This window comes from Psychromonas sp. MME2 (genome assembly GCF_040566515.1).
In the GTDB taxonomy this organism is placed as follows: Bacteria; Pseudomonadota; Gammaproteobacteria; order Enterobacterales; family Psychromonadaceae; genus Psychromonas.
In genome coordinates this window covers 54,314-74,432 of the sequence record NZ_JBEWXI010000007.1, presented here as the reverse complement: position 1 = coordinate 74,432, position 20,119 = coordinate 54,314, and the positions used below count along the sequence as shown (strand labels likewise).

General features: G+C 39.6%; 24 protein-coding genes. All 24 read right to left on the bottom strand.

Going from position 1 to position 20,119, the window contains the following annotated elements; genetic code table 11:
• Positions 1-22 precede the first annotated feature (22 nt).
• The 24 genes from AB1A03_RS07335 to flhF all read right to left on the bottom strand — a co-directional run bounded on the left by AB1A03_RS07335 (position 23) and on the right by flhF (position 20,114).
• Positions 23-805, bottom strand: coding sequence for an MlaA family lipoprotein (locus AB1A03_RS07335; RefSeq protein ID WP_354624002.1), 783 nt, complete (start codon positions 803-805; stop codon positions 23-25).
• Positions 806-892: 87 nt separating this feature from the next.
• Positions 893-2,185, bottom strand: coding sequence for a c-type cytochrome biogenesis protein CcmI (ccmI, locus tag AB1A03_RS07330; RefSeq protein ID WP_354624001.1), 1,293 nt, complete (start codon positions 2,183-2,185; stop codon positions 893-895).
• Positions 2,182-2,688 (bottom strand): cytochrome c-type biogenesis protein, encoded by a 507-nt coding sequence (locus tag AB1A03_RS07325; protein WP_354624000.1) that lies wholly within the window; start codon positions 2,686-2,688, stop codon positions 2,182-2,184. Before AB1A03_RS07325 ends, ccmI begins: the two co-directional genes overlap by 4 nt.
• Positions 2,689-2,691: 3 nt before the next feature.
• A complete protein-coding gene (locus tag AB1A03_RS07320) occupies positions 2,692-3,042 on the bottom strand; it encodes a DsbE family thiol:disulfide interchange protein (protein WP_502945935.1) in 351 nt (116 codons plus the stop codon).
• 3 nt (positions 3,043-3,045) lie between these two features.
• On the bottom strand, positions 3,046-3,228 hold the full coding sequence (locus tag AB1A03_RS17345) for a hypothetical protein (protein WP_502945931.1): 183 nt from the start codon (positions 3,226-3,228) through the stop codon (positions 3,046-3,048).
• A 1-nt stretch (position 3,229) separates the two neighbouring features.
• A complete protein-coding gene (locus AB1A03_RS07315) occupies positions 3,230-5,191 on the bottom strand; it encodes a heme lyase CcmF/NrfE family subunit (RefSeq protein WP_354623999.1) in 1,962 nt (653 codons plus the stop codon).
• Positions 5,192-5,202: 11 nt separating this feature from the next.
• Positions 5,203-5,670 carry a cytochrome c maturation protein CcmE gene (gene ccmE / locus AB1A03_RS07310; protein WP_354623998.1) on the bottom strand — a complete coding sequence of 156 codons (468 nt, stop codon included), beginning with the start codon at positions 5,668-5,670 and terminating at the stop codon, positions 5,203-5,205.
• Positions 5,667-5,873, bottom strand: a complete 207-nt coding sequence (gene ccmD / locus AB1A03_RS07305) for a heme exporter protein CcmD (protein ID WP_354623997.1) — start codon at positions 5,871-5,873, stop codon at positions 5,667-5,669. The genes ccmE and ccmD overlap by 4 nt, the downstream gene beginning before the upstream one ends.
• Positions 5,874-5,875: 2 nt before the next feature.
• The gene (locus tag AB1A03_RS07300; protein ID WP_354623996.1) at positions 5,876-6,640 is read right to left on the bottom strand and encodes a heme ABC transporter permease; all 765 of its coding nucleotides are present in this window, start codon (positions 6,638-6,640) and stop codon (positions 5,876-5,878) included.
• A gap of 22 nt (positions 6,641-6,662) precedes the next feature.
• Complete coding sequence (gene ccmB / locus AB1A03_RS07295) at positions 6,663-7,331, bottom strand: heme exporter protein CcmB (protein ID WP_354623994.1); 669 nt, start codon at positions 7,329-7,331, stop codon at positions 6,663-6,665.
• Positions 7,324-7,959 carry a cytochrome c biogenesis heme-transporting ATPase CcmA gene (ccmA, locus tag AB1A03_RS07290; RefSeq protein WP_354623993.1) on the bottom strand — a complete coding sequence of 212 codons (636 nt, stop codon included), beginning with the start codon at positions 7,957-7,959 and terminating at the stop codon, positions 7,324-7,326. The genes ccmB and ccmA overlap by 8 nt, the downstream gene beginning before the upstream one ends.
• 173 nt (positions 7,960-8,132) lie before the next feature.
• Positions 8,133-8,525 (bottom strand): DUF2802 domain-containing protein, encoded by a 393-nt coding sequence (locus tag AB1A03_RS07285; RefSeq protein WP_354623991.1) that lies wholly within the window; start codon positions 8,523-8,525, stop codon positions 8,133-8,135.
• A gap of 12 nt (positions 8,526-8,537) precedes the next feature.
• On the bottom strand, positions 8,538-9,026 hold the full coding sequence (locus AB1A03_RS07280) for a chemotaxis protein CheW (protein WP_354623990.1): 489 nt from the start codon (positions 9,024-9,026) through the stop codon (positions 8,538-8,540).
• A gap of 156 nt (positions 9,027-9,182) precedes the next feature.
• Positions 9,183-9,689 carry a chemotaxis protein CheW gene (locus AB1A03_RS07275; protein WP_354623989.1) on the bottom strand — a complete coding sequence of 169 codons (507 nt, stop codon included), beginning with the start codon at positions 9,687-9,689 and terminating at the stop codon, positions 9,183-9,185.
• A 134-nt stretch (positions 9,690-9,823) separates the two neighbouring features.
• Positions 9,824-10,594 carry a ParA family protein gene (locus AB1A03_RS07270; protein ID WP_354623988.1) on the bottom strand — a complete coding sequence of 257 codons (771 nt, stop codon included), beginning with the start codon at positions 10,592-10,594 and terminating at the stop codon, positions 9,824-9,826.
• 2 nt (positions 10,595-10,596) lie between these two features.
• On the bottom strand, positions 10,597-11,529 hold the full coding sequence (locus tag AB1A03_RS07265) for a flagellar motor protein MotB (RefSeq protein WP_354623987.1): 933 nt from the start codon (positions 11,527-11,529) through the stop codon (positions 10,597-10,599).
• Complete coding sequence (locus AB1A03_RS07260) at positions 11,529-12,281, bottom strand: flagellar motor protein (RefSeq protein WP_354623986.1); 753 nt, start codon at positions 12,279-12,281, stop codon at positions 11,529-11,531. Before AB1A03_RS07260 ends, AB1A03_RS07265 begins: the two co-directional genes overlap by 1 nt.
• Complete coding sequence (locus AB1A03_RS07255; RefSeq protein ID WP_354623985.1) at positions 12,274-13,458, bottom strand: protein-glutamate methylesterase/protein-glutamine glutaminase; 1,185 nt, start codon at positions 13,456-13,458, stop codon at positions 12,274-12,276. The genes AB1A03_RS07260 and AB1A03_RS07255 overlap by 8 nt, the downstream gene beginning before the upstream one ends.
• A gap of 14 nt (positions 13,459-13,472) precedes the next feature.
• The gene (locus AB1A03_RS07250) at positions 13,473-15,692 is read right to left on the bottom strand and encodes a chemotaxis protein CheW (protein ID WP_354623984.1); all 2,220 of its coding nucleotides are present in this window, start codon (positions 15,690-15,692) and stop codon (positions 13,473-13,475) included.
• An 11-nt stretch (positions 15,693-15,703) separates the two neighbouring features.
• The gene (locus AB1A03_RS07245; protein WP_354623983.1) at positions 15,704-16,459 is read right to left on the bottom strand and encodes a protein phosphatase CheZ; all 756 of its coding nucleotides are present in this window, start codon (positions 16,457-16,459) and stop codon (positions 15,704-15,706) included.
• Positions 16,460-16,472: 13 nt separating this feature from the next.
• Positions 16,473-16,856 carry a chemotaxis response regulator CheY gene (gene cheY, locus AB1A03_RS07240; RefSeq protein ID WP_354623982.1) on the bottom strand — a complete coding sequence of 128 codons (384 nt, stop codon included), beginning with the start codon at positions 16,854-16,856 and terminating at the stop codon, positions 16,473-16,475.
• Between the two features lie 155 nt (positions 16,857-17,011).
• Entirely contained in the window at positions 17,012-17,710 is a 699-nt protein-coding gene (locus AB1A03_RS07235; RefSeq protein WP_354623981.1) for an RNA polymerase sigma factor FliA, read from the bottom strand.
• Entirely contained in the window at positions 17,711-18,580 is an 870-nt protein-coding gene (locus tag AB1A03_RS07230; RefSeq protein ID WP_354624187.1) for a MinD/ParA family protein, read from the bottom strand.
• 79 nt (positions 18,581-18,659) lie between these two features.
• Positions 18,660-20,114, bottom strand: coding sequence for a flagellar biosynthesis GTPase FlhF (gene flhF / locus AB1A03_RS07225; RefSeq protein WP_354623980.1), 1,455 nt, complete (start codon positions 20,112-20,114; stop codon positions 18,660-18,662).
• Positions 20,115-20,119: the final 5 nt, after the last annotated feature.

The window sequence follows — 20,119 nt, the reverse complement described above, 5'->3', positions numbered from 1 at the left end:
AGTTAATTCCTCATAATTATGTTTAATCAATTTCATCCATATAGCTATCTAAATTGGGATCAGGTTGTCCTGTTCTCTCTGGCGAGTCTGTTTTCATAATAAATTCGATTTTGGCATTAGCATCACCAGAATAAAACTTAAATGCTTCATATTGAATATAAGCTTCTTTAACAAAAAGGTAAGGATCTAACGATTGCTCTAATAGCGTCTCTTGCCCTAACAATTGCTCACGCTTATCTAGACCATCGAGGGCTAACAAAGCGACCCGATCCCAAAAACTGATATAACTCATCGGAAAATACAACCCATCGACAAAGTTACCCACTAATTTCCTCGGGCTGCTAGGTCCCAATACGGGCAACATTAAATAGGGTCCATTGGGAACAGACCAACGTCCCAATACATTGGAAAAACTTTCACGACGTCGAGGCACGCCAAACTCATCGGCGACATCAAAAAAACCCAAGACACCCAGTGTCGTATTAACAACAAAACGGAATAATGCTTTACCACCGTGCTCAAACTCTAACTGCAATAAATTATTAATGACTGTCGAAGGTTCTGAAAAGTTGGCAACAAAGTTGTTGATTGATTTTCTGCCCGTTGTAGGGACCCAATCAACGTAGGTTTCGGTGGTTGGTTTGTAGATATAAGGATCGAGTATTTTATAGTTAAAATCCCAAAAAACACGGTTAATCGGTTCAATGGGATCGCTCATTTTATACTCAGGATCCGTTGCTGGGTTTATCGTTTGCGCTGCAACTGGTTGGATAAAACAGACACACAAGATAAAAAATAGTCTCATAAATTCATTCAGTTATTATAAAGATAGATAAACCGATTATAGATATAAAACGGTCATACACCAAATAATTATAATAAATCAGCCATATTATAAAGCTTCATCAATAACAATTTTAACCTCGTTTTGACTATCCCGTTCCACCACTTCACTTTGTCCCTGCCACTTGCCAGAAGTCGCATTTTCATCCGTGGTTATACGCGCCTTAATAATAAACTCCGGGTAATCACTTAATTTCATGCCAGCAGTCATTGCATTCGCATCGGATAATTCAACCTTAATTGGAAACAGGTTAAGTGGCAATTTTACTGCTGCAATAGGCATTTTTGGACCAGCAGGTAATTGCGCAAAAACAAATAAAGAGCCACCTTCAGGAAGATTAACCGATTCACTAATATTAATAGTTACCTGATACGCTTGACCAATCGCAACCACCTTGTTAGTGGTTAACGCATGTTCCGATGGTGCTATGATTTGCATTTGCTCACTGCGTGCCTGTTGAACCTGCAACTGAGTATTGGCATAGGCAATGCTGTCATGTAATATTTTTTCCTGTTCAGAACCAGCATCCACCAAGGTCAACATTTTTTCCCAACGCACTTTAGCTTCATTGAAGTCCTGTTTTTCAAGGGCAATAAAAGCATACATTGACCAAGCTTCAATCAGGTCGGGATAAGTCGCTAATATATTTTTTAACATCAACTCAGCTTGCTGCTGTGAATATTCATCACCTTGCATTTTAAGCTCTATAAAAGTTAGTTTTGCATCTAACGATTGGGGATTTAACAGATACGCTTTTTGCGCTGCATCCAAAGCAGAGTCTGCATCTTTAAAAAACATCGCTAAGCGTGTATATAATAACCAACCATCGGCATCATTGGCTTGTACGCTAAGGTGTGTACGTAAACCGAGCATGATATCTTTTAAATCTTGTTCACTCGGGCGGCTGTTTTTATCATTAAAAAGTTTATTCTTTAATGCGGGATAACGCTGTAGTACATTATCCCAATGGCTTAACTGCTGGTATCCACCAACCGAAGAATAGAGACTAATACTACCTGCTAATAATATGAATAGACCAGGTAACCAGATAAATTTACTTTTTTTAGCACTCTTTTTCTGATCTGCATCGATAACATCATCGAGTAAATTGTATTGCAATTCTTCAATTATTTTATCTTTATCAACTATAATTCCCTGTGATTCATCGTTTTCTAACTCCGCTAACCTTGTCTCATATAGGTCACGATTAAGTTGGTTACGCGCGGCTGTATTACTATTTTTAGATTGATTCGCGCTTTTCCTAATGAAAGGAAGCATAAACAGCGTACAGGCGATAATTAGCAATAAGATAATGCCTAGAAAAAATTGTATGATCATCATTGATTTCCCTGTTTTACGTTTTTTTCTGACTGTTTATTTTTACCAAGTAGGGTTTGTAACCGTTTAGCATCGTTATTATTTAAAGGGTCGTCAGTTTTATTCTGGCTGTTAATTTGTCGATATAGAATATAAAAGCCCAGCACAATAAAAATAAGCGGCCCTAACCATAAAAAGATAGTTGCCGGGGTCATTGGCGGATCATAACGAACAAAGTTACCAAAACGAGCCACCATATAATCAATAACCTGTTCTTCACTCTTACCCTGTTTCACTAGCTCATAGGTTTTATTACGTAAATCCTTCGCAAGCTCCGCGTTAGAGTCTGAAATATTCTGATTCTGACATTTTGGGCAACGTAATTGTTTACTTAAATCCAAAAAAAGCTGTTCTTGTTGTGGATTATCAAACTCAAAACTATCGATTGCATTTGCACTACTAACGGCCGTTATACAGCACAGTAACATGAGTAGTTGGCGCACAGGGGAGAAAAGTAATTGATTCATAGATTATTCCATTTTGGCAAAAATAGCGGAGAGTTCATTTTCCCAGATTTGAGCATTCAAATCACCAACATGACGGTATTGAATAATGCCTTTGCTATCAATAAAAAAGGTCTCTGGCGCACCATAAACACCAAGATCTAAACCAAGCATGCCATTTTCATCAAACAGACTAACTTTATAAGGGTCATGTAAATCTGTGAGCCACTTAATCGCTTTGGGGCGTTGATCTTTATAATTCATACCAACAATATAAACCCCCTGCCCAGCCAATTGGTTTAAAAATTGATGTTCGGCATAACAAGTAGGACACCAAGTTGCCCATACATTAAGTAACAATTTTTGCTCTGTAAAAATTGATCAATCGTACTGTTTTTCCGGGCTATAAATATCCTGCAGGGTAAACTCAGGGACGGGTTGCCCAATTAATGCTGAATCTAATTTACGCGGGTCAGAATATAAGCCCTTAAAAAGAAAATAACAGACAATAACAAAAATAATTAAAGGGATCGACAAAGCCAATAGGGTACGATTTTTAGCCATATTATGCAGCTTCCTGTAGAGCATTTATTGTTTTTTTAACGCGGTAACGACGGTCAATGATCATCAATACACCCGCCAATGCCATTAGTAGTGGCCCAAACCAAATCCAACGAATAAACGGTTTGTAATAAATACGCACCGCCCATGCACCATCGGGTAAGGCTTCACCCATTGCAATATACAAATCACGAGTAATACCGGCATCAATCGCAGCTTCCGTCATTGGCATTCTTTGTACAGTATAAAAGCGTTTTTCAGCGCGCAGTGTGGCAATCACATTGGCCTCTTTATATACGGTAAACACACCAACTGTGCCCTTATAATTACTACCTTGTAACGCTTCGAGCGCATCAAAATGAAAATGATAGTGTTCAAAAGCAATATTCTCACCAACGGCTAATTTAACATCTCGTTCAATGGAGTAATTTTGCGTCATCGTGATACCGATAATTAACACCGCAAAACCTGCATGGCCTAAGCTCATCGCCCAATGGCTATTACCTAATTTCATAAACCCTTTTACAAGAGAAAAACGATGCGTTGAGCGCAAATAAAGCTCACTGAACGTGGTCGATAATATCCAAAAACCAAGAAAAACACCTAACACGGCCAACCAAGTAAAATGCGAGGCGAATTGGAATAAAAATATTAAGGTGAAAACGACACTAGCAACTAATGAGATAGCTAATGGTGCGAATAGTTCAGCCATATTTTGACGTTTCCAACGCATCAACGGGCCAACTCCCAAAAACAAGGAAAATGGCACCACAAGTACGGTAAAGATACGATTAAAAAAGGGTTCGCCAATGGAGATGCTACCCAAACCTATCTCCTTATGAACAAGAGGTAATAGCGTTCCCAAAAGTACGACTATCAAGGCGGCAATTAAAAAAATATTATTAATAAGTAACCAACTCTCACGCGAGCAGAGTGAGAATTTACCTCGACTTTTTACCTTAGATGCTTGAATGATATAGAGTAATAGTGAGCCACCAATAACGAGAATAAGGAATGCCAAAATAAACAACCCTCTCGCGGGATCACTGGCAAAAGCGTGTACTGAAACTAAAACACCAGAGCGCACTAAAAAGGTACCCAACAAACTTAATGAGAAAGCACTGATAGCGAGTAAAACAGTCCAGGACTTAAAGACACCACGTTTTTCACTGACGGCTAAGGAATGAATTAATGCAGTGCCTGCAATCCAAGGCATAAATGAAGCATTTTCAACGGGATCCCAAAACCACCATCCTCCCCAACCAAGCTCTGCATAGGCCCACCAACTTCCAAGCGCAATGCCTACGGTAAGAAATACCCACGCAGTCATTGTCCAGGGGCGCGACCACTTTGCCCAAGCACTATCAAGACGCCCCTCTAATAGAGCCGCAATGGCAAAGGCAAAGGCCACGGAAAAGCCAACGTAGCCCATATACAGCATAGGGGGATGAATAATCAAACCAACATCTTGTAAGAGAGGATTAAGGTCTCGACCATCTACTGGAAAATAAGGCAAGGTACGTAAAAACGGGTTGGAAGTTAAGATAACGAAAAGATAGAATCCTAATGAAATCAATCCTAATATAGCTAAGACGCGCGCAATTGACTCGACGGGAAGTGCTTTGCTCAATACCGCAACGGCCATACTCCACAGTGCAAGTAAAAAGACCCAAAGCAATAGTGACCCTTCATGGGCTCCCCAAACTGCTGACAAGCGAAAATACCAAGGCAGTGATGAGTTGGAATTATTCGCGATATAGGCAACACTAAAGTCATTATCAAGGAATAAATAACTTAAAATGATGAAGGCCAAAAAAACAAATATAAACTGTAAAATCGTCAATATTTTAGCAGATGCAATAGCACTTGGCTGGTTAGCATACAACCCATAAAGGGGATAAACAGTTTGCAATAACGCTAACATACAGGCTATAGCTAATGAAAATTGACCAATTTCAGCAAGCATTGAACAGTCCTTTAATTATTATTTACTTTTAAATGTTCCATGCCCTTAAGCGCATCGGCAACATCAGGCGGCATATATTCTTCATCATGTTTTGCAAGCACTTCAAAGGCATAAATTTCTGTCGCAGCGGTTAACTCACCTTGCGCCACAATCCCCTGCCCCTCGCGAAAAAGATCCGGTAAAATACCATCAAAGAAAATGGTGACCGTCCCGCCCCCATTATCAAGTAGATCAAAACTCACTTTTAAACTATCAGGATCTCGCCTTACACTGCCCGGTACAACCATTCCCCCAACACGTAATGTCTGCCCAACAACAGGTTTAACACCGGTTTCCTTTTTACCTTGTATCACCTCTGTCGGTGTATAAAAAAGATCGATATTTTGCTGCAAAGCAAATAACACTAATCCTAATGCTATCGATAATCCCAATATTAATGAGGTAGTAATTAAGAGTCGTTTTTTGCGCCTAGGATTCATAATGAGCCTTCTACATTTTGTGCATCTTTAATACGTTGTTGCCGTAACAAACGCTGTTTAACGGTTACTAATATTTTCTTTTTTTTCGCTCTGGTATTAATGATCAAAACAAGCAACGCCAAAAAGGAGATGCCATAGGCCAACCATACATAAAAAGCGTATCCGCCCATCGCAAAAAAATCACTGATTGAAGAAAATGCCATTGTTAACACCCCTCTTTTGAAACATTCACAGACGGTTTGGTTAATAATGCAATCACCCAAGGCCGGTGACTCTCTCGCGATAATATCTCATTACGAAAACGCATTAAACTCAGTGAACCTAGAAAGGCAGCAAAAGCAATAATCATGATAAGCAAAGGCCAAAGCATTTCAGGGGCCATTGATGGCTTCTCAAATTTACTAATTGTTGCCCCTTGATGCAACGTATTCCACCACACAACTGAGTAATGGATGATGGGCAAGTTAATCACGCCGACAAGCGTTAAAATGGCAGCCGCACGCCCCGCTAAGGCTTTATCTGAGAATGCATTGTAAAGCGCGATAATACCAAGATAGACAAATAACAAAATTAGCTCAGAGGTTAACCTTGCATCCCATACCCACCAAGTTCCCCACATCGGTTTCCCCCATGCAGCTCCGGTGAATAAAGCAATGAAAGTAAAAACAGCACCAACGGGAGCAGTTGCAGCAACACTCATTTCCGCTAAACGAATTTGCCAAACAAGTGCGACAAATGCAGCAATAGCCATTGTTGAGTATGCCGCCATCGCCATCATAGCAGCAGGGACATGAATATAGATAATACGAAAACTATCCCCTTGTTGATAATCTGGCGGTGCGAATAATAACCCCCATACCATACCAATAATAAATGTAACAACAGTTACGACAACAAACCAAGGTAATAACGTACCTGCTAATTGATAGCTTTTTTCAGGTTTTGCGTAGGGGTGTAACCATTTCCACATAATCTATCTCTACTATAAAAAATTAACTAAGACTAACGCGCAATGAGGCCGCAATAGCAAAAGGAGCCAATGTAATTGAAGCCACTAACATAGCAGCTAAAAGTGCTAAGAATCCTAAATAAGATTGTCCATAAGCTGCCGCATCAACCGCCATCGTTGAAAAAATTAAAATTGGGATACTTAAGGGTAACATGATGAGACTTAATAATACCCCCCCTTTACGTAACCCTACCGTTAATGCAACACCAATCGCGCCGAGTAAACTCAAGATAGGGGTCGCAATTAAAAGGGTTAAAAATAACGCGTAATAAGTGCGCATATCCAGCGCTAAAAAAATCGCTAACAAGGGTGAAACCAACAGAATTGGGACACCTGTTAACAACCAGTGCGCAAATACCTTGGCACTAACCAACCAAGGTAAAGGGTAACCAGTCAGCATTAACTGCTCTAGACTCCCATCAATGAAGTCATCTTTAAAAAGCCGCTCAAAGGAGAGTAATGCTGACAATAACGCAGCAACCCAAATAATGCCGGGAGCAATACGTTTAAGTAAAGTGGGCTCACTACCAATCGCTAATGGAAAGAGGGTCACCACAATAACAAAAAACCAAATCGGATTTAAAATATCACTTTGACGACGAAATGCGCCCTTCAATTCTTTACTAACAATTTGCACAAAAGCACTAAACATAAATGTCACTCAGTGATTTTTCTAAGGTCACTTTTCTCAGTAATTTTTTATCAATCGATAAATCTTGATGGGTAGTCAATAACAACATTCCCCCTTTTTTGGCATGCTCAATAAAAAGTTCCTCCAATACAGCAATGCCAGATTTATCAATTGCAGTAAAAGGTTCATCAAGAATCCATAACGGACAATCATTAATCCATAAACGCGCTAAAGCAACTCGACGCTGTTGCCCGGCTGAAAGCTGTGATGTTGGTATATCTTCATAGCCCGCTAGGCCAACCTTAGCTAATACGCTGCAAAGATTAAAACTTCCCTTAGCCGGATGCATGTTTTGAAAAAACTGTAAATTTTCCAATGCTGTCAGTTCGGGTTTTACGCCCGATTTATGGCCAAGGAACAATAATTGTCGATGAAAAACATCACGATCTGAGGCGATACTCTCATTTTGCCAAGAAATATCACCACAATAGGGCTGAGCCAATCCAACTAACAAACGAAATAGAGAGGTCTTTCCAACCCCATTAGGGCCTTCTATTTGGACAATATCACCCGGTTTGACTATCAAATTAAAATTTTGAAACAAAACTCTATTTTCACGCACGCAGGTTAAATTGTTACAATGAAGCATACCAGCTACCTAATATTAAAAATGTGCAATATGAAAACGTAATGATGCAGGTTGCAAAAATAAGAATGTTAACACAGCGATTTTATCTGAGGAATAGAGTGGAATATACAAGCGCATACTTTTCTCAATTCACATTGCCTGTGGCATGCGCTCGTTAATAATAAAATAAATCCCTACTTCTTATGCAAGTTAAGTAACAATTCAGCTTCAGCTCTGGGTAATTCACATTCAACCATCAATTCATCAATTGATGCACCAAGCTCAACCATTTTCATGGCTCGAGTATAAAGCCTATTTTCAGGCGCTTGTGCAACTAAATTGGAATGATTTTCTTGAATTTGTTTTACCATTTTTTCAAATTTTTGTATTTTCTTCCCCATCCCTAAACTGACCGCATGCGCTTCCGTAAACTGTCTTTTAAAAGACGCGTTATTGCTCGTAAGAGATTCAACAAGTGACTGTAATTCATTAATTTTAAGTTGTTGTTTTTTTATGAATAGATAATTTACAACAAATAAAATAATAGATAGCAACAAAGCAATCCAAGGGATATAGGATAAGAGCATTATTTACTCAACTTATAATAAATTTAATTCATCCCACTCATCTTCAGAGAGCAGCTTATTCAAATCGACCAGAATAAGTAAACCATCTCCTCGATTACTTACCCCCTGAATAAATTGTGCACTCTCAGCGGTGCCGACATGCGGCGCATCTTCTATCTCAGATTTCTTAAGGTAAACAACTTCGGCAACGCTATCGACCAAAATACCAATTACCTGTTTTTCAGCTTCGATAATAACAATACGGGTATTATCTGTAATTTCAGCAGGCATTAAACCAAAGCGGGAACGAGTATCAATTACCGTGACAACATTACCACGTAAATTAATAATACCGAGTACATAACTAGGCGCACCGGGCACCGCAGCAATTTCACTATAACGCAAAATTTCTTGTACCTGCATTACATTGACGCCATAGGTTTCATTTTCAAGTTGAAAAGTTACTCTTTGAAAGACTTCATCATCTACAGATTTCACGATTTTTTTATCATTGTTTTGCATAAGGTTCCCTACTTATATATTAATTAAAGTAATCTTAGTGTTTTTTTAAGTCCATTGAACACTATTTATTACTGTGAATATTCATACCACTATTTAATAGTTTAACGAGCTCTTCGGCATGTAACAACGCACACATTTTATCCTTCACCATCCCTGCTAGCCAAGGTCTTCTGCCTGCAAACTACGCCACTTAATTTGCTCTTTCGTTAACGTTTCCGTTCCTAACAATTTTTCACAGGAGAGTCCCCACTCCGTTGAACCTAATAAAACATAATGGCTATAATTGAGTGTTTCCGAAGAAAGTGTTGGATTCACCCATTTAGCTGTATCGACAATATTAAACAATGATTCGTTGTGTGTCATCACACCAGCAAACCAATCGGGCTTCCCAAGTAAAGAATTCAGAGATCGGTCTAATTTATGGATACCACCGAGGTCAGTTAACGGGATTGCAAAGGTCAATCCGGCTAATTCAAAAAATAACACTTGAAATTCATTGGCAATAGAAAGTTGCTGCCACTCATCAGCAAATTCAGCTCCACTAATATCAATCGTTTCAGTTAATTCAGGCGTAGCAACAATATCGATACTTTCTAATAACTTCGATGATTCCGAAACTTCCGATGAGTCTGGCAATGGGGAAAAAACCAATGTCTCGGGCAATGAATGAACAGGCTCTTGAAAAGGTTCTAATCAATCACATCAACGGATTTTTCTGTTGCCGTTGGCTTAGTGTTTTTTTCAGATAACATTGACGAAAAATAGTTCGCCATCGCTTGATCATTATGATTTTTCATTTATTTCTCTGTTGTCATTAAATCATTGAGTAGAGCTTCATAGGCGATGGTACCGCGACAATCACGTGAATAGATAGAGATGGGGAGGTGATCTAAACTTGCATCTCTAAATTTTGTATCAACGGGAATAACACCACTCCATACCTTATCGGCATAACTTGCTAATAATACCTCAAGTGCATTGATAGATGCACGCGTACGTTTATCGTACAGGGTTGGAATAATACAAAAATCAAAATTTTCAGCGTGGGATTTTTGTATAATATCTAACGTTTTGATCATCTGCTCTAACCCCTTCAATGCAAGAAAATCAGTCTGCACTGGCACTAATAGTTTTTCACAGGCTGCAAGTGCATTAACCATCATTATCCCTAATACAGGAGGGCAGTCAATTAAAACAAAATCATACTCATCTTCGACTAAGGTTAGCTGTTTTTTAATAAATAGCCCCATACCATCTTGACCTCCAACCATACGGTCAAGGGTTGATAACGCCATCGATGCAGGAATTAAGGAGATGTTTTGTAAATCCGTTGGTAGAATAACCTGTGCCAGCTCTTCCTTCGTTTCAGCAGGCTCAACAAAGAGGTCAAATAAACTAACAGGCAGTTGTTCAGGGTCAAATTGCAAATAACAAGTTAAAGATGCCTGTGGATCGGTATCTATTAATAAAACTCGATAACCTCGTTGAGCAAGTAATCCCGCTAATGATATGGCAGTGGTCGTTTTACCGACTCCACCTTTTTGATTTGCTACAGTCCAAATAAACAACGTTATTCCTGCCTTGTTGTGAAAATTAATCTGCCATCAGGTAAATGCAATTCTTGCATCGTCTCTAAGTCTGGCTTTTGCGTTGCCACCGACTCAGAGACCGTTTTAACGATAGGCTTGGCCAACTCTATGCTGGGTTGTTTAACCATTGAGTAACGTGAAATTGCCAGAACAACTCTTCGGCTCGCTAAATTATTAACGCTACCATCAGAATGATAAATTGGACTGTATGAACCATAAGCTTCGACGGCCATTCTTTGTGGATCGATGCCTAAATTAGCTAATTCATGTAATACACTAAATGCCCGAAAAGCAGAGAGTTCCCAATTTGAAAAGTAGATCTCATTGGAGACCTTTGTTTGATCGGCATAACCACGGACTCGGATTAAATTATCAATCGGTTGTATACTTTTCGCCAATGCTTTTAGCAATTCATTTGCTGATATAAGTAGTGTATGACTTCCGCCTGCAAATAACATTTGCCCGGCAAACTCTAAAGTTAACCAATCACCATCATCCTTAATAACTAGCAATTCATTATCTAATTCCGCTGAAAATAAATTCTCCAGCTCAGTCTTTAACTGTTTCAGCTCTACCCCTTCTTTAAGATCATCTACCGCTGACAATTCATTTTCAGCTTGTTGATATCGATGCTCTGAAAGCAGAGCAGGTCCACTATCTTCTAATATATTATTACTCTGCTTATCGAGAATCCCTGCATCATTACTGCTTAAAATTGCATTATTGAGTAATTTACTCGCCTCCTGAATACTTTGCATCACCTCTTTGTATTTATCTTCTTCAGTTGAAGATACTGAATACAAAACGACAAAAACAGCAAACATTAATGTCATGAAATCAGCAAAGGAGACGGTCCAACGATTTAGGTCATTGCCGCCATGTGCATGCAATCTTCTGCGAGGCCGAAATCCCATTAATAGGCGGCTCTATTGAGATAACTGTCTAAGCGACGTTCAAGTAATAGGCTATTTTCACCATGGGAAATCGCAATTAATCCCACTAAAGTCATCTCTTTGTAAAGTGCAATATGTCGATAATGTAAACGGATTTTATTGGCAATAGGTAAGTAGATAAAATTAGCAAACCCAACACCATAAATAGTTGCAACAAATGCAATGGCAATGCCATTCCCTAATTTTTCAGGTTCATCTAAAAAACTCATCGCTTGAATCAAACCGAGTACCGCACCGATGATCCCGATAGTCGGGCTATATCCTCCCATTGACTCAAAGATTTGTGCACTACGTTCCTGATGTTCGCACTCAAGATCAATGTCATGCTGTAAAACATCTTGCAATGCAATCGGATCGCTACCATCGACTATCATTGCTATGCCCTTATCGGTAAAGGGATCTAAGCTATTATCATTGGCTTGCTCTAAACTTAATAAACCATGCAATCTCGATTTATGTGACCACTCTTTGATCTTTAGTGATTGTTCAATAAGAGAGGAGGAAGGCGCTAAAAATATTTTTGGCAATAATTTCAATGCATCTAAAAACTGCTTAGAGGAAGTTTGTATTAAAATAGCTCCTAAGGTGCCACCAAAGACAATGAGAAAAGCAGGTAAGTCCAGAATTCCTTGTATCGATGCACCGTGATAGCTTTGTGCAATCAGTAAGCTAGAAATAATAATAAAAAAACCAAATAGAGCGAGCTTATTCATGTCGTAATTCAATATTAATCGATTTAGCTATCTGATCTAGCGGTAATGAATACGATGTATATCCGGCTTTAAAAACCGCTTGAGGCATGCCATACACCACGCAACTGGCTTCATCTTGTGCCCAAATAACGGCTCCTTTTTCCTTAAGCATACGCGCCCCCTCACGGCCATCTGCTCCCATTCCAGTAAGCACAACCGCAAGCACCTTTCCACCATAACTTTTTGATAATGATGCGAATGTAATATCGACACTAGGTTTATAGTTTAGTTTATCGCTGCCTTCATGAATACGGATGGAAGCATTACCAGGACGCCCATCTATTAACATCTGCTTTCCACCAGGTGCTAAATATGCACAACCAGGAAGCAGCTTATCCCCATCACTTGCCTCTTTTACATTAATTTTACAAACACCATTTAAACGATCAGCAAAGGCTTTAGTGAAGGTACCAGGCATATGCTGAATTAAAACAATGGGTAATTTAAAATCCGCGGGTAACTCCGTTAAAATAGTTTGTAACGCCACAGGACCACCAGTTGAAGTACCAATAGCCAATATATCGTAGGATTTACCCGACGCTTTAAAAACCGCATGTCGGGAAGGGGCACTGGTCACATTCCTGTTCGTTAGTGTTGAGAGAGGTTTAGCGGCTGAAGTCGCTGTACTTTCTGCTCGTCTATTGTTCAATTTTTGTAGCGCAGTCAAGGTCGCACTAGGCGCTCGACTGGTCGTTTTCGTTATTGTAGGTTGTGTGGTTGGTGTTATAACTCGATGAACTCGTTTACTCGCGATTGCTTTAATACGCTGTTGAAGCAGTGTTATTGCTTCCTCTTTATCACGCGCGATATCTTCAAATTTTTTCGGTAAAAAATCTGCTGCACCGGCTTCTAGTGCATCCAACGTAGCACTAGCACCTTGATGGGTCAGCGATGAAAACATTAAAATTGGCACCGGATTTGATGCCATTATTTTTTTTACGGCGGTAATACCATCCATCACCGGCATTTCTATATCCATGGTGACAACATCAGGTTTTAATTTCGCGACCATCTCTACCGCTTCTAAACCATTATTTGCAGTTCCAATCACCTCTAATGCAGGTGAATTGTTAATGATCTCACTTACTCTTCGACGAAAAAAACTTGAATCATCAACAACTAATACTTTGATCACCATATTGGATCCTATTTTTATACGTAATGTTTCAGTAGGCTTGGTATATCAAGAATAAGTGCAATACCACCATCGCTAGTAATCGTCGCTCCAGCCATACCCGGTGTCCCCGTTAACAAACGATCCAGTGCTTTAATAACGACTTCTTCCTGCCCGAGTAACGCATCAACAACAAATGCAACTTGCTGAACACCTAACTGAACAATCACCACATGCCCCTCTTTCTTTGTTTCTAATGCAGATGCTGATTTTGGAGCTAACCATTTACTCAGATAAAACAGAGGTATAGCGCGGTCACGAATGACAATTGTAGGTTGACCATTAACAATATTTTGTTTACTTAAATCTAAATGGAAGATTTCATTAACATTCGTTAATGGTAGTGCAAAGGTTTGTCCGCCAACGACTATCATCAATGTCGGTAATATAGCGAGAGTTAAAGGTACTTTGATCTCTAAACGCGTACCTTTACCAATGGCTGAATCAATGGAAATAGTGCCGTTTAACTTGGTAATACTGGTTTTCACTACATCCATGCCGACACCACGGCCTGAAATATCCGAAATTTCAACTTTAGTCGAAAAGCCGGGAGCAAAAATAAGTGTATATGCCTCTTTATCAGGCATACGCTCAGCGGTATCTTGATCTAAAATGCCTTTATTTATCGCAATTTGCTTTAATTTTTCAGCATCCATTCCTGCACCATCATCTTCGATAACAAGCAGGATATGATCCCCCTCTTGCGAAGCGGAAAGTAAAATACGTCCTTCTTTTTCTTTGCCTGATTGCATGCGTATATTGGGCATTTCAATACCGTGATCCACCGAGTTTCGTACTAAATGCACGAGCGGATCTGCCAGAGCTTCAACCAAATTTTTATCTAAATCAGTATCTTCACCAACCAATTCAAGTTTAATATTTTTGCCTAAGGTGCGAGCTAAATCTCGCACTACACGCGGAAACTTACCAAATACTTTCTTGATTGGCTGCATACGCGTCTTCATTACCGACCCCTGAAGATCGCCCGTCACAATGGCAAGATTAGCAATTGCACGTGAAATCTCTTCATCTTCGGTCGTTGTTTCAAGACTGACCAAACGATTTCTCACCAATACTAATTCACCGACCATATTCATAATTTCATCAAGAATGGCGGTATCTACACGGACGGTCGGTTCGACGATCGTCGCTTTAGCAGCGTTAGCCGGCATGGCTTTAGCTGCTGGGGCAGCAGGAGCCGGAGTGGCAGCTGGCGCTTTAACCTCTTTGCTGGAGTTTGTGGCACTTTGAGCAGGAGCTTTAGCAGGCTCAATTGCTGCAGGCTTGGATTCAGCTTCTGGCTCTGTTTTAGACGTTGTCTGAGCCGCCTTGCCTACCCCATGTAACTCATCGAGTAAAGATTCAAATTCATCGTCACTTATTTCATCGCCATTTACTTCAGCCGCAGCGGGTTTTTCTTGTGAGACTTTGGGCGTTCCACCATGAGTCCCTTTACCATGAAGCTCATCGAGTAAAGATTCAAATTCATCATCGGCTATCGCATCGGAGCTATGCGGCTCTTTATTATTTTGTACAGCAGGCGCCGTCAATGAGTGCTTACCGACACCATGTAATTCATCTAATAACGACTCAAATTCATCTTCACTAATCTCAGCATTTTCAGGAGAAGCAGGGGGAGCAACGACTGAGGAGCCTGAAACTGCATGCAGTTCATCTAGCAGGGCATCAAATTCATCTTCGCTAATATCGTCTATATTGTGATTGTCATCAGCGACTTCAACGGGGGCGACAACTGGCTCAGACTCAGAAACGGGGACTTCATATTTAGTTGCCACTTCATCTAGTGACTCGGGTTTACTTAATTGGTGTAACTTTGCCAAAATATCCTCAGGAGCCGCATTGATCGGATCTCCGGATTTGACAGCGTCAAATTGCTCATTAATAACATCAAGCGCAGCTAATATGGTATCCATCAATACGGCAGTTACTGAGCGATTATTTTGTCGCAAACAATCGAAAACATTTTCAGCACCATGGCATGTTTCAACAAGCTCAGTTAAGGATAAAAAACCAGCACCACCTTTTACCGTATGAAAGCCGCGAAATATTGCATTCAATAATTCCGTGTCACTTGGATTATTCTCCAGTTCAACTAACTGTTCCGATAATAATTCTAAAATTTCACCAGCTTCAACCAAAAAGTCTTGCAGGATTTCTTCATCTACTTCAAAGGTCATTATCTTTATCCTTAAAATCCTAAACTAGAAAGCAAATCATCTACGTCATCTTGTCCATTTACAACGTCGTCGCGTTCTTCGGCCCGCATAATCGGCCCTTCAGCGGTAATATCTTTCTCAGTGTTTTTTTCTATTACTCGTTTGTTACTAAGCGCGATCTCTGTACTAGATATTTTTAAAATATCTACCAGTTTAGCTTCAATCTCTTGCACTAAAGTAATCACCCGACGAATCATCTGTCCGGTTAGGTCTTGAAAGTCTTGTGCCATTAATATGTCAGTTAGTGAAGATCGCAAATCTAAAGCACTAATTGTTGACTCTTTAAGCATGGCATCAACATCATGACAAAGTGTTTTAAAATCGCCTAACGCTAAATTTCGCGTCATTAAACCTTGCCAATTTGGACTGATTTTTTCAAGTGAAGCAATCATTTTATCGGCAATGGGTAGACAAGAATCAACTGCATCCATCGTTTTATTGGCTGCGTTATCGGTCATTTCAATAACGTAATTTAAACGATCTTTAGCATCAGGAAGCTCATGGTCAGCTAAATCAATTAACCTAGTGTCCTCTTGAAAACTAACTAATGTATCATGCAGTTCTCTTGTTAATTCACCTACTTTATCAAACACAAAATCTTTGTTTATGGTACTAAGAGTTACATTTTCAACAATTTTATTTGCAGCATCTATATCGTCAGCTTCTAGATGAGCAACAACAGCTCTAGCTTGTTCAATAGAGAGTAGCGGCATCAATGGGTTTGCCATAGCGATTTCCTTTTTAACCTAATCGCTCAAATACTTTATCTAACTTCTCTTTTAGCGTACCCGCAGTAAAAGGTTTCACGATATAACCATTTACGCCCGCTTGAGCCGCTTCAATAATTTGTTCACGTTTCGCTTCAGCCGTCACCATTAAAACAGGTAAGTGTTTCAAGTTGGGGTCTTTGCGAATCTCTTTTAACAAGTCGATTCCTTGCATAATTGGCATATTCCAATCAGTTACAACGAATTCAAAGCCGCCTTCTTTAAGCATAGGTAAAGCCGTGCTTCCATCATCAGCTTCAAATGTGTTTGTAAAACCAAGGTCTCGTAGTAAATTCTTGATAATTCTTCTCATTGTTGAAAAATCGTCAACAATTAGCACTTTCATATTTCTGTCCAAAACATTCCCCTAAGTAAAAAATATTTTTATTTATCTACTACAAATAAATAAAAGCAAATATAAAAAAAAATGAGCGTAATAGCCTGTCATTTCTTTATTTGTTAATGCAACTGTGATGTATCTCTTAGTAATCGAAGAGCATGTCTAGCAACTCACTAAGCAATTAGCGCTTTTGCTTTCAAGCGGTGTAGTGCTTGGCTATGAATTTGGCTTACTCTAGACTCACTCACATCGAGTACTAAACCAATTTCTTTTAAGTTTAACTCTTCATCATAATATAAGGATAATACTAATGCTTCTCGTTCAGGAAGCTGTTTTATCAACTCCACGAGCTTGCTTGAAAATTGATTTTCACTGACAGCATCAAAAACAGTATCACTACTTTCTTCCCCATGCACTTCATCACAATCAGAAATATCTTCATAGGCAACTAATCTAGCACAATTTACATCCTGCAACATTTGTTGATAATCAATAAGTGATATACCTAACTCTTTTGCAACTTCACTGTCCTTTGCATCTTGACCAGTACGTTTTTCAACCGCGTTGATTGCAGCCGCTATTTCACGACTGTTTTTATGCACTGAACGCGGTACCCAATCGCCTTTACGTATTTCATCTAACATTGCACCACGTATCCGGATACCTGCAAAAGTTTCAAAACTTGCGCCCTTAGAGGCATCAAAATTTCTCGCAGCTTCCAATAAACCAATCATACCAGATTGCAGCAAATCATCGATCAGCACGGTAGCAGGCAACCTAGCATTAAGATGATAAGCTATTTTTTTTACTAGTTCAGAATGGCGGTCAATGAGATCTGAAGTATTATTGTAATAGCCCTGTGCTTTTATCACTTATGGCAACTCGCTTATTTTAGCATTATCATTGAGTAACAATTTTTCAATAAAGAACTCCAAGTGTCCGCCGGGTTGATTCGGGATAGGCCAATCACAAACTCGATTTGCTAATGCCTTTAATGCTAATGATGCAGGTGTTTTAGGGTATGCTTCAACAACCACTTTTTGCTTACGCACCGCTTGGCGAACATTGCCATCAAATGGGATACAAGCAACAAGCTCTAAGGAAGCATCGAGGAAACGATCCGTTACGCGCGTCAATTTAGTGAATAGGTCTTGCCCTTCTCGTAAGCTACGAACCATATTGGCAACAATTTTAAAACGATAAACGCCATTTTGTTTACTTAAAATTTTAATCAGTGCATAGGCATCTGTAATTGATGTAGGTTCATCACAAACCACCATGATCACATCCTGCGCCGCTTGAGCAAAACTGACAACCATATTGGAAATACCGGCGGCGGTGTCGATCAGAAGAATATCGATCGGAGTTTGTAAAGAGCTGAAGGCTTGAATCAGCCCAGCATGCTCAACATCAGACAATTCAACCATTGACTGTGTTCCAGATGTCGCAGGAACAATCATGACCCCATCCGGACCTTCCACAATCACTTCATCAAGGGTGCATTCACCAGATAAGACATGCGATAAATTTTTGGTGACGCGAATACCAAGTAGCACATCGACATTTGCCAGACCTAAATCGGCATCTAGAATTAAAACTCGTTTGCCTCGTTGCGCAAGTGATACAGCAAGATTCAAAGTAACATTCGTTTTACCCACGCCGCCTTTACCACCGGTAACGGCAATTACTTTTACTTGATTATTTGTCATTCTTCTTAAGCCACTTGCTTGATCTGAAATCATCATATTACTCATTATTTATTAACTTATTTTATACGATAAAGGTTTGCTATTACCTTTATTGCTAATTATAACAAAAAATTTAATCGCTAAAGTTATCAAACCACTGCTGTTGCTGCTGTGTGAATAACTCGTTCATCATCTCTAATGTTTGCGTGATTAAACTTTCCGTTTTTGCTATTTCAATATCTTCAGGCACTCGCTGCCCCGTTGTCACATAACTAATAGGTAGCGCATGCTCCATGGTAACACTCAGCACTTCACCTAAACCGACACTTTCATCGACTTTTGTTAAGATACAACCAGAAAGTTTAATTCGTTTAAAATGTAATAAAGCTTCTTCAATAACACGCCGTTGAGATGTAGATGATATAACTAAATAGCTATGGATATTGACCCGACTATTACGCATTAACGTATCAAGTTGTTCCGATAATCGTACATCTCGTTGCCCCATCCCAGCTGTGTCAATAAGTACTAAACGCTTTTCTCTGAATTGATACAATATCTCTGAAAGCTCATCGGCATCTTTTGCAACCCGTATCGCACAGCCCATTATTTTAGCATAGGTTGCTAATTGCTCATGAGCCCCTATACGATAAGTATCAGTAGTAATTAATGCAACCTGTTCAGCACCATATTTCATGGCAAATTGCGCTGCAAGTTTGGCAATGGTGGTTGTTTTTCCAACCCCAGTTGGCCCCAAAAGCGCAATGGCTCCTCCCTGCGCTAAAATTTCATTATTACCTACTTTTAATTTTTCTTGCAATAATGCTTGTATATAATCCTGAACTTGTGACGAAGACGCATCCTCTGGAATATATTCGGCTAATTTATCTGCAACATCATGAGAAAATCCGGCGCCAGTTAGCCATTTGATAACCATCGCACGAACAGGCTCTTTACGTTCTAATTCTTGCCATAGTAATCCAGATACTTGATGTTCTAATAATTTGCGTAATGAAGCAACATCTTCGCTAATTTTTGCTATCTCTTTATTCTCTCCACTACGACTAACAGGGGCGCTTCGTCGAATAGAGGGCGAAGCCGGTTTCGCTTCTTTAGGATGACTCCAATTCTGTTGCTCTGCTAATGTTTTAGGCTGCGCCACATCAGCTGAATATTTATTTTTAGCTAATGAATATTCCCCGTTATGGTTAGCCGTTGGAGCGACCTTATTTGCACTGTTTTTTGCCTGCTGTGCATTCACTTTACCGAAGAATGAATTTAATGATTTAGCAAAATCATCACCACTCTCTTTATCCTCTTTACGGGGGGATGCTTTTAACCTAATCGGCGCTTTACTAGCCTGAGAAGAAAGTTGCACATTATCCTCAGCTAACAAGCCGTAGGGGTCATCATTTTTTTTATTTTTTTGTAATTCCGTTTTTTCCGATTGATAATCGACGGCAGCAACAATCTCAATGCCGCCAACTACTTTTTTATTAGACATGATCACAGCATCAGGTCCAAGAACTTCTTTAACCTCAGTCATTGCTGTACGCATATCTTTTGCAAAAAAACGTTTAATTTTCATCTATA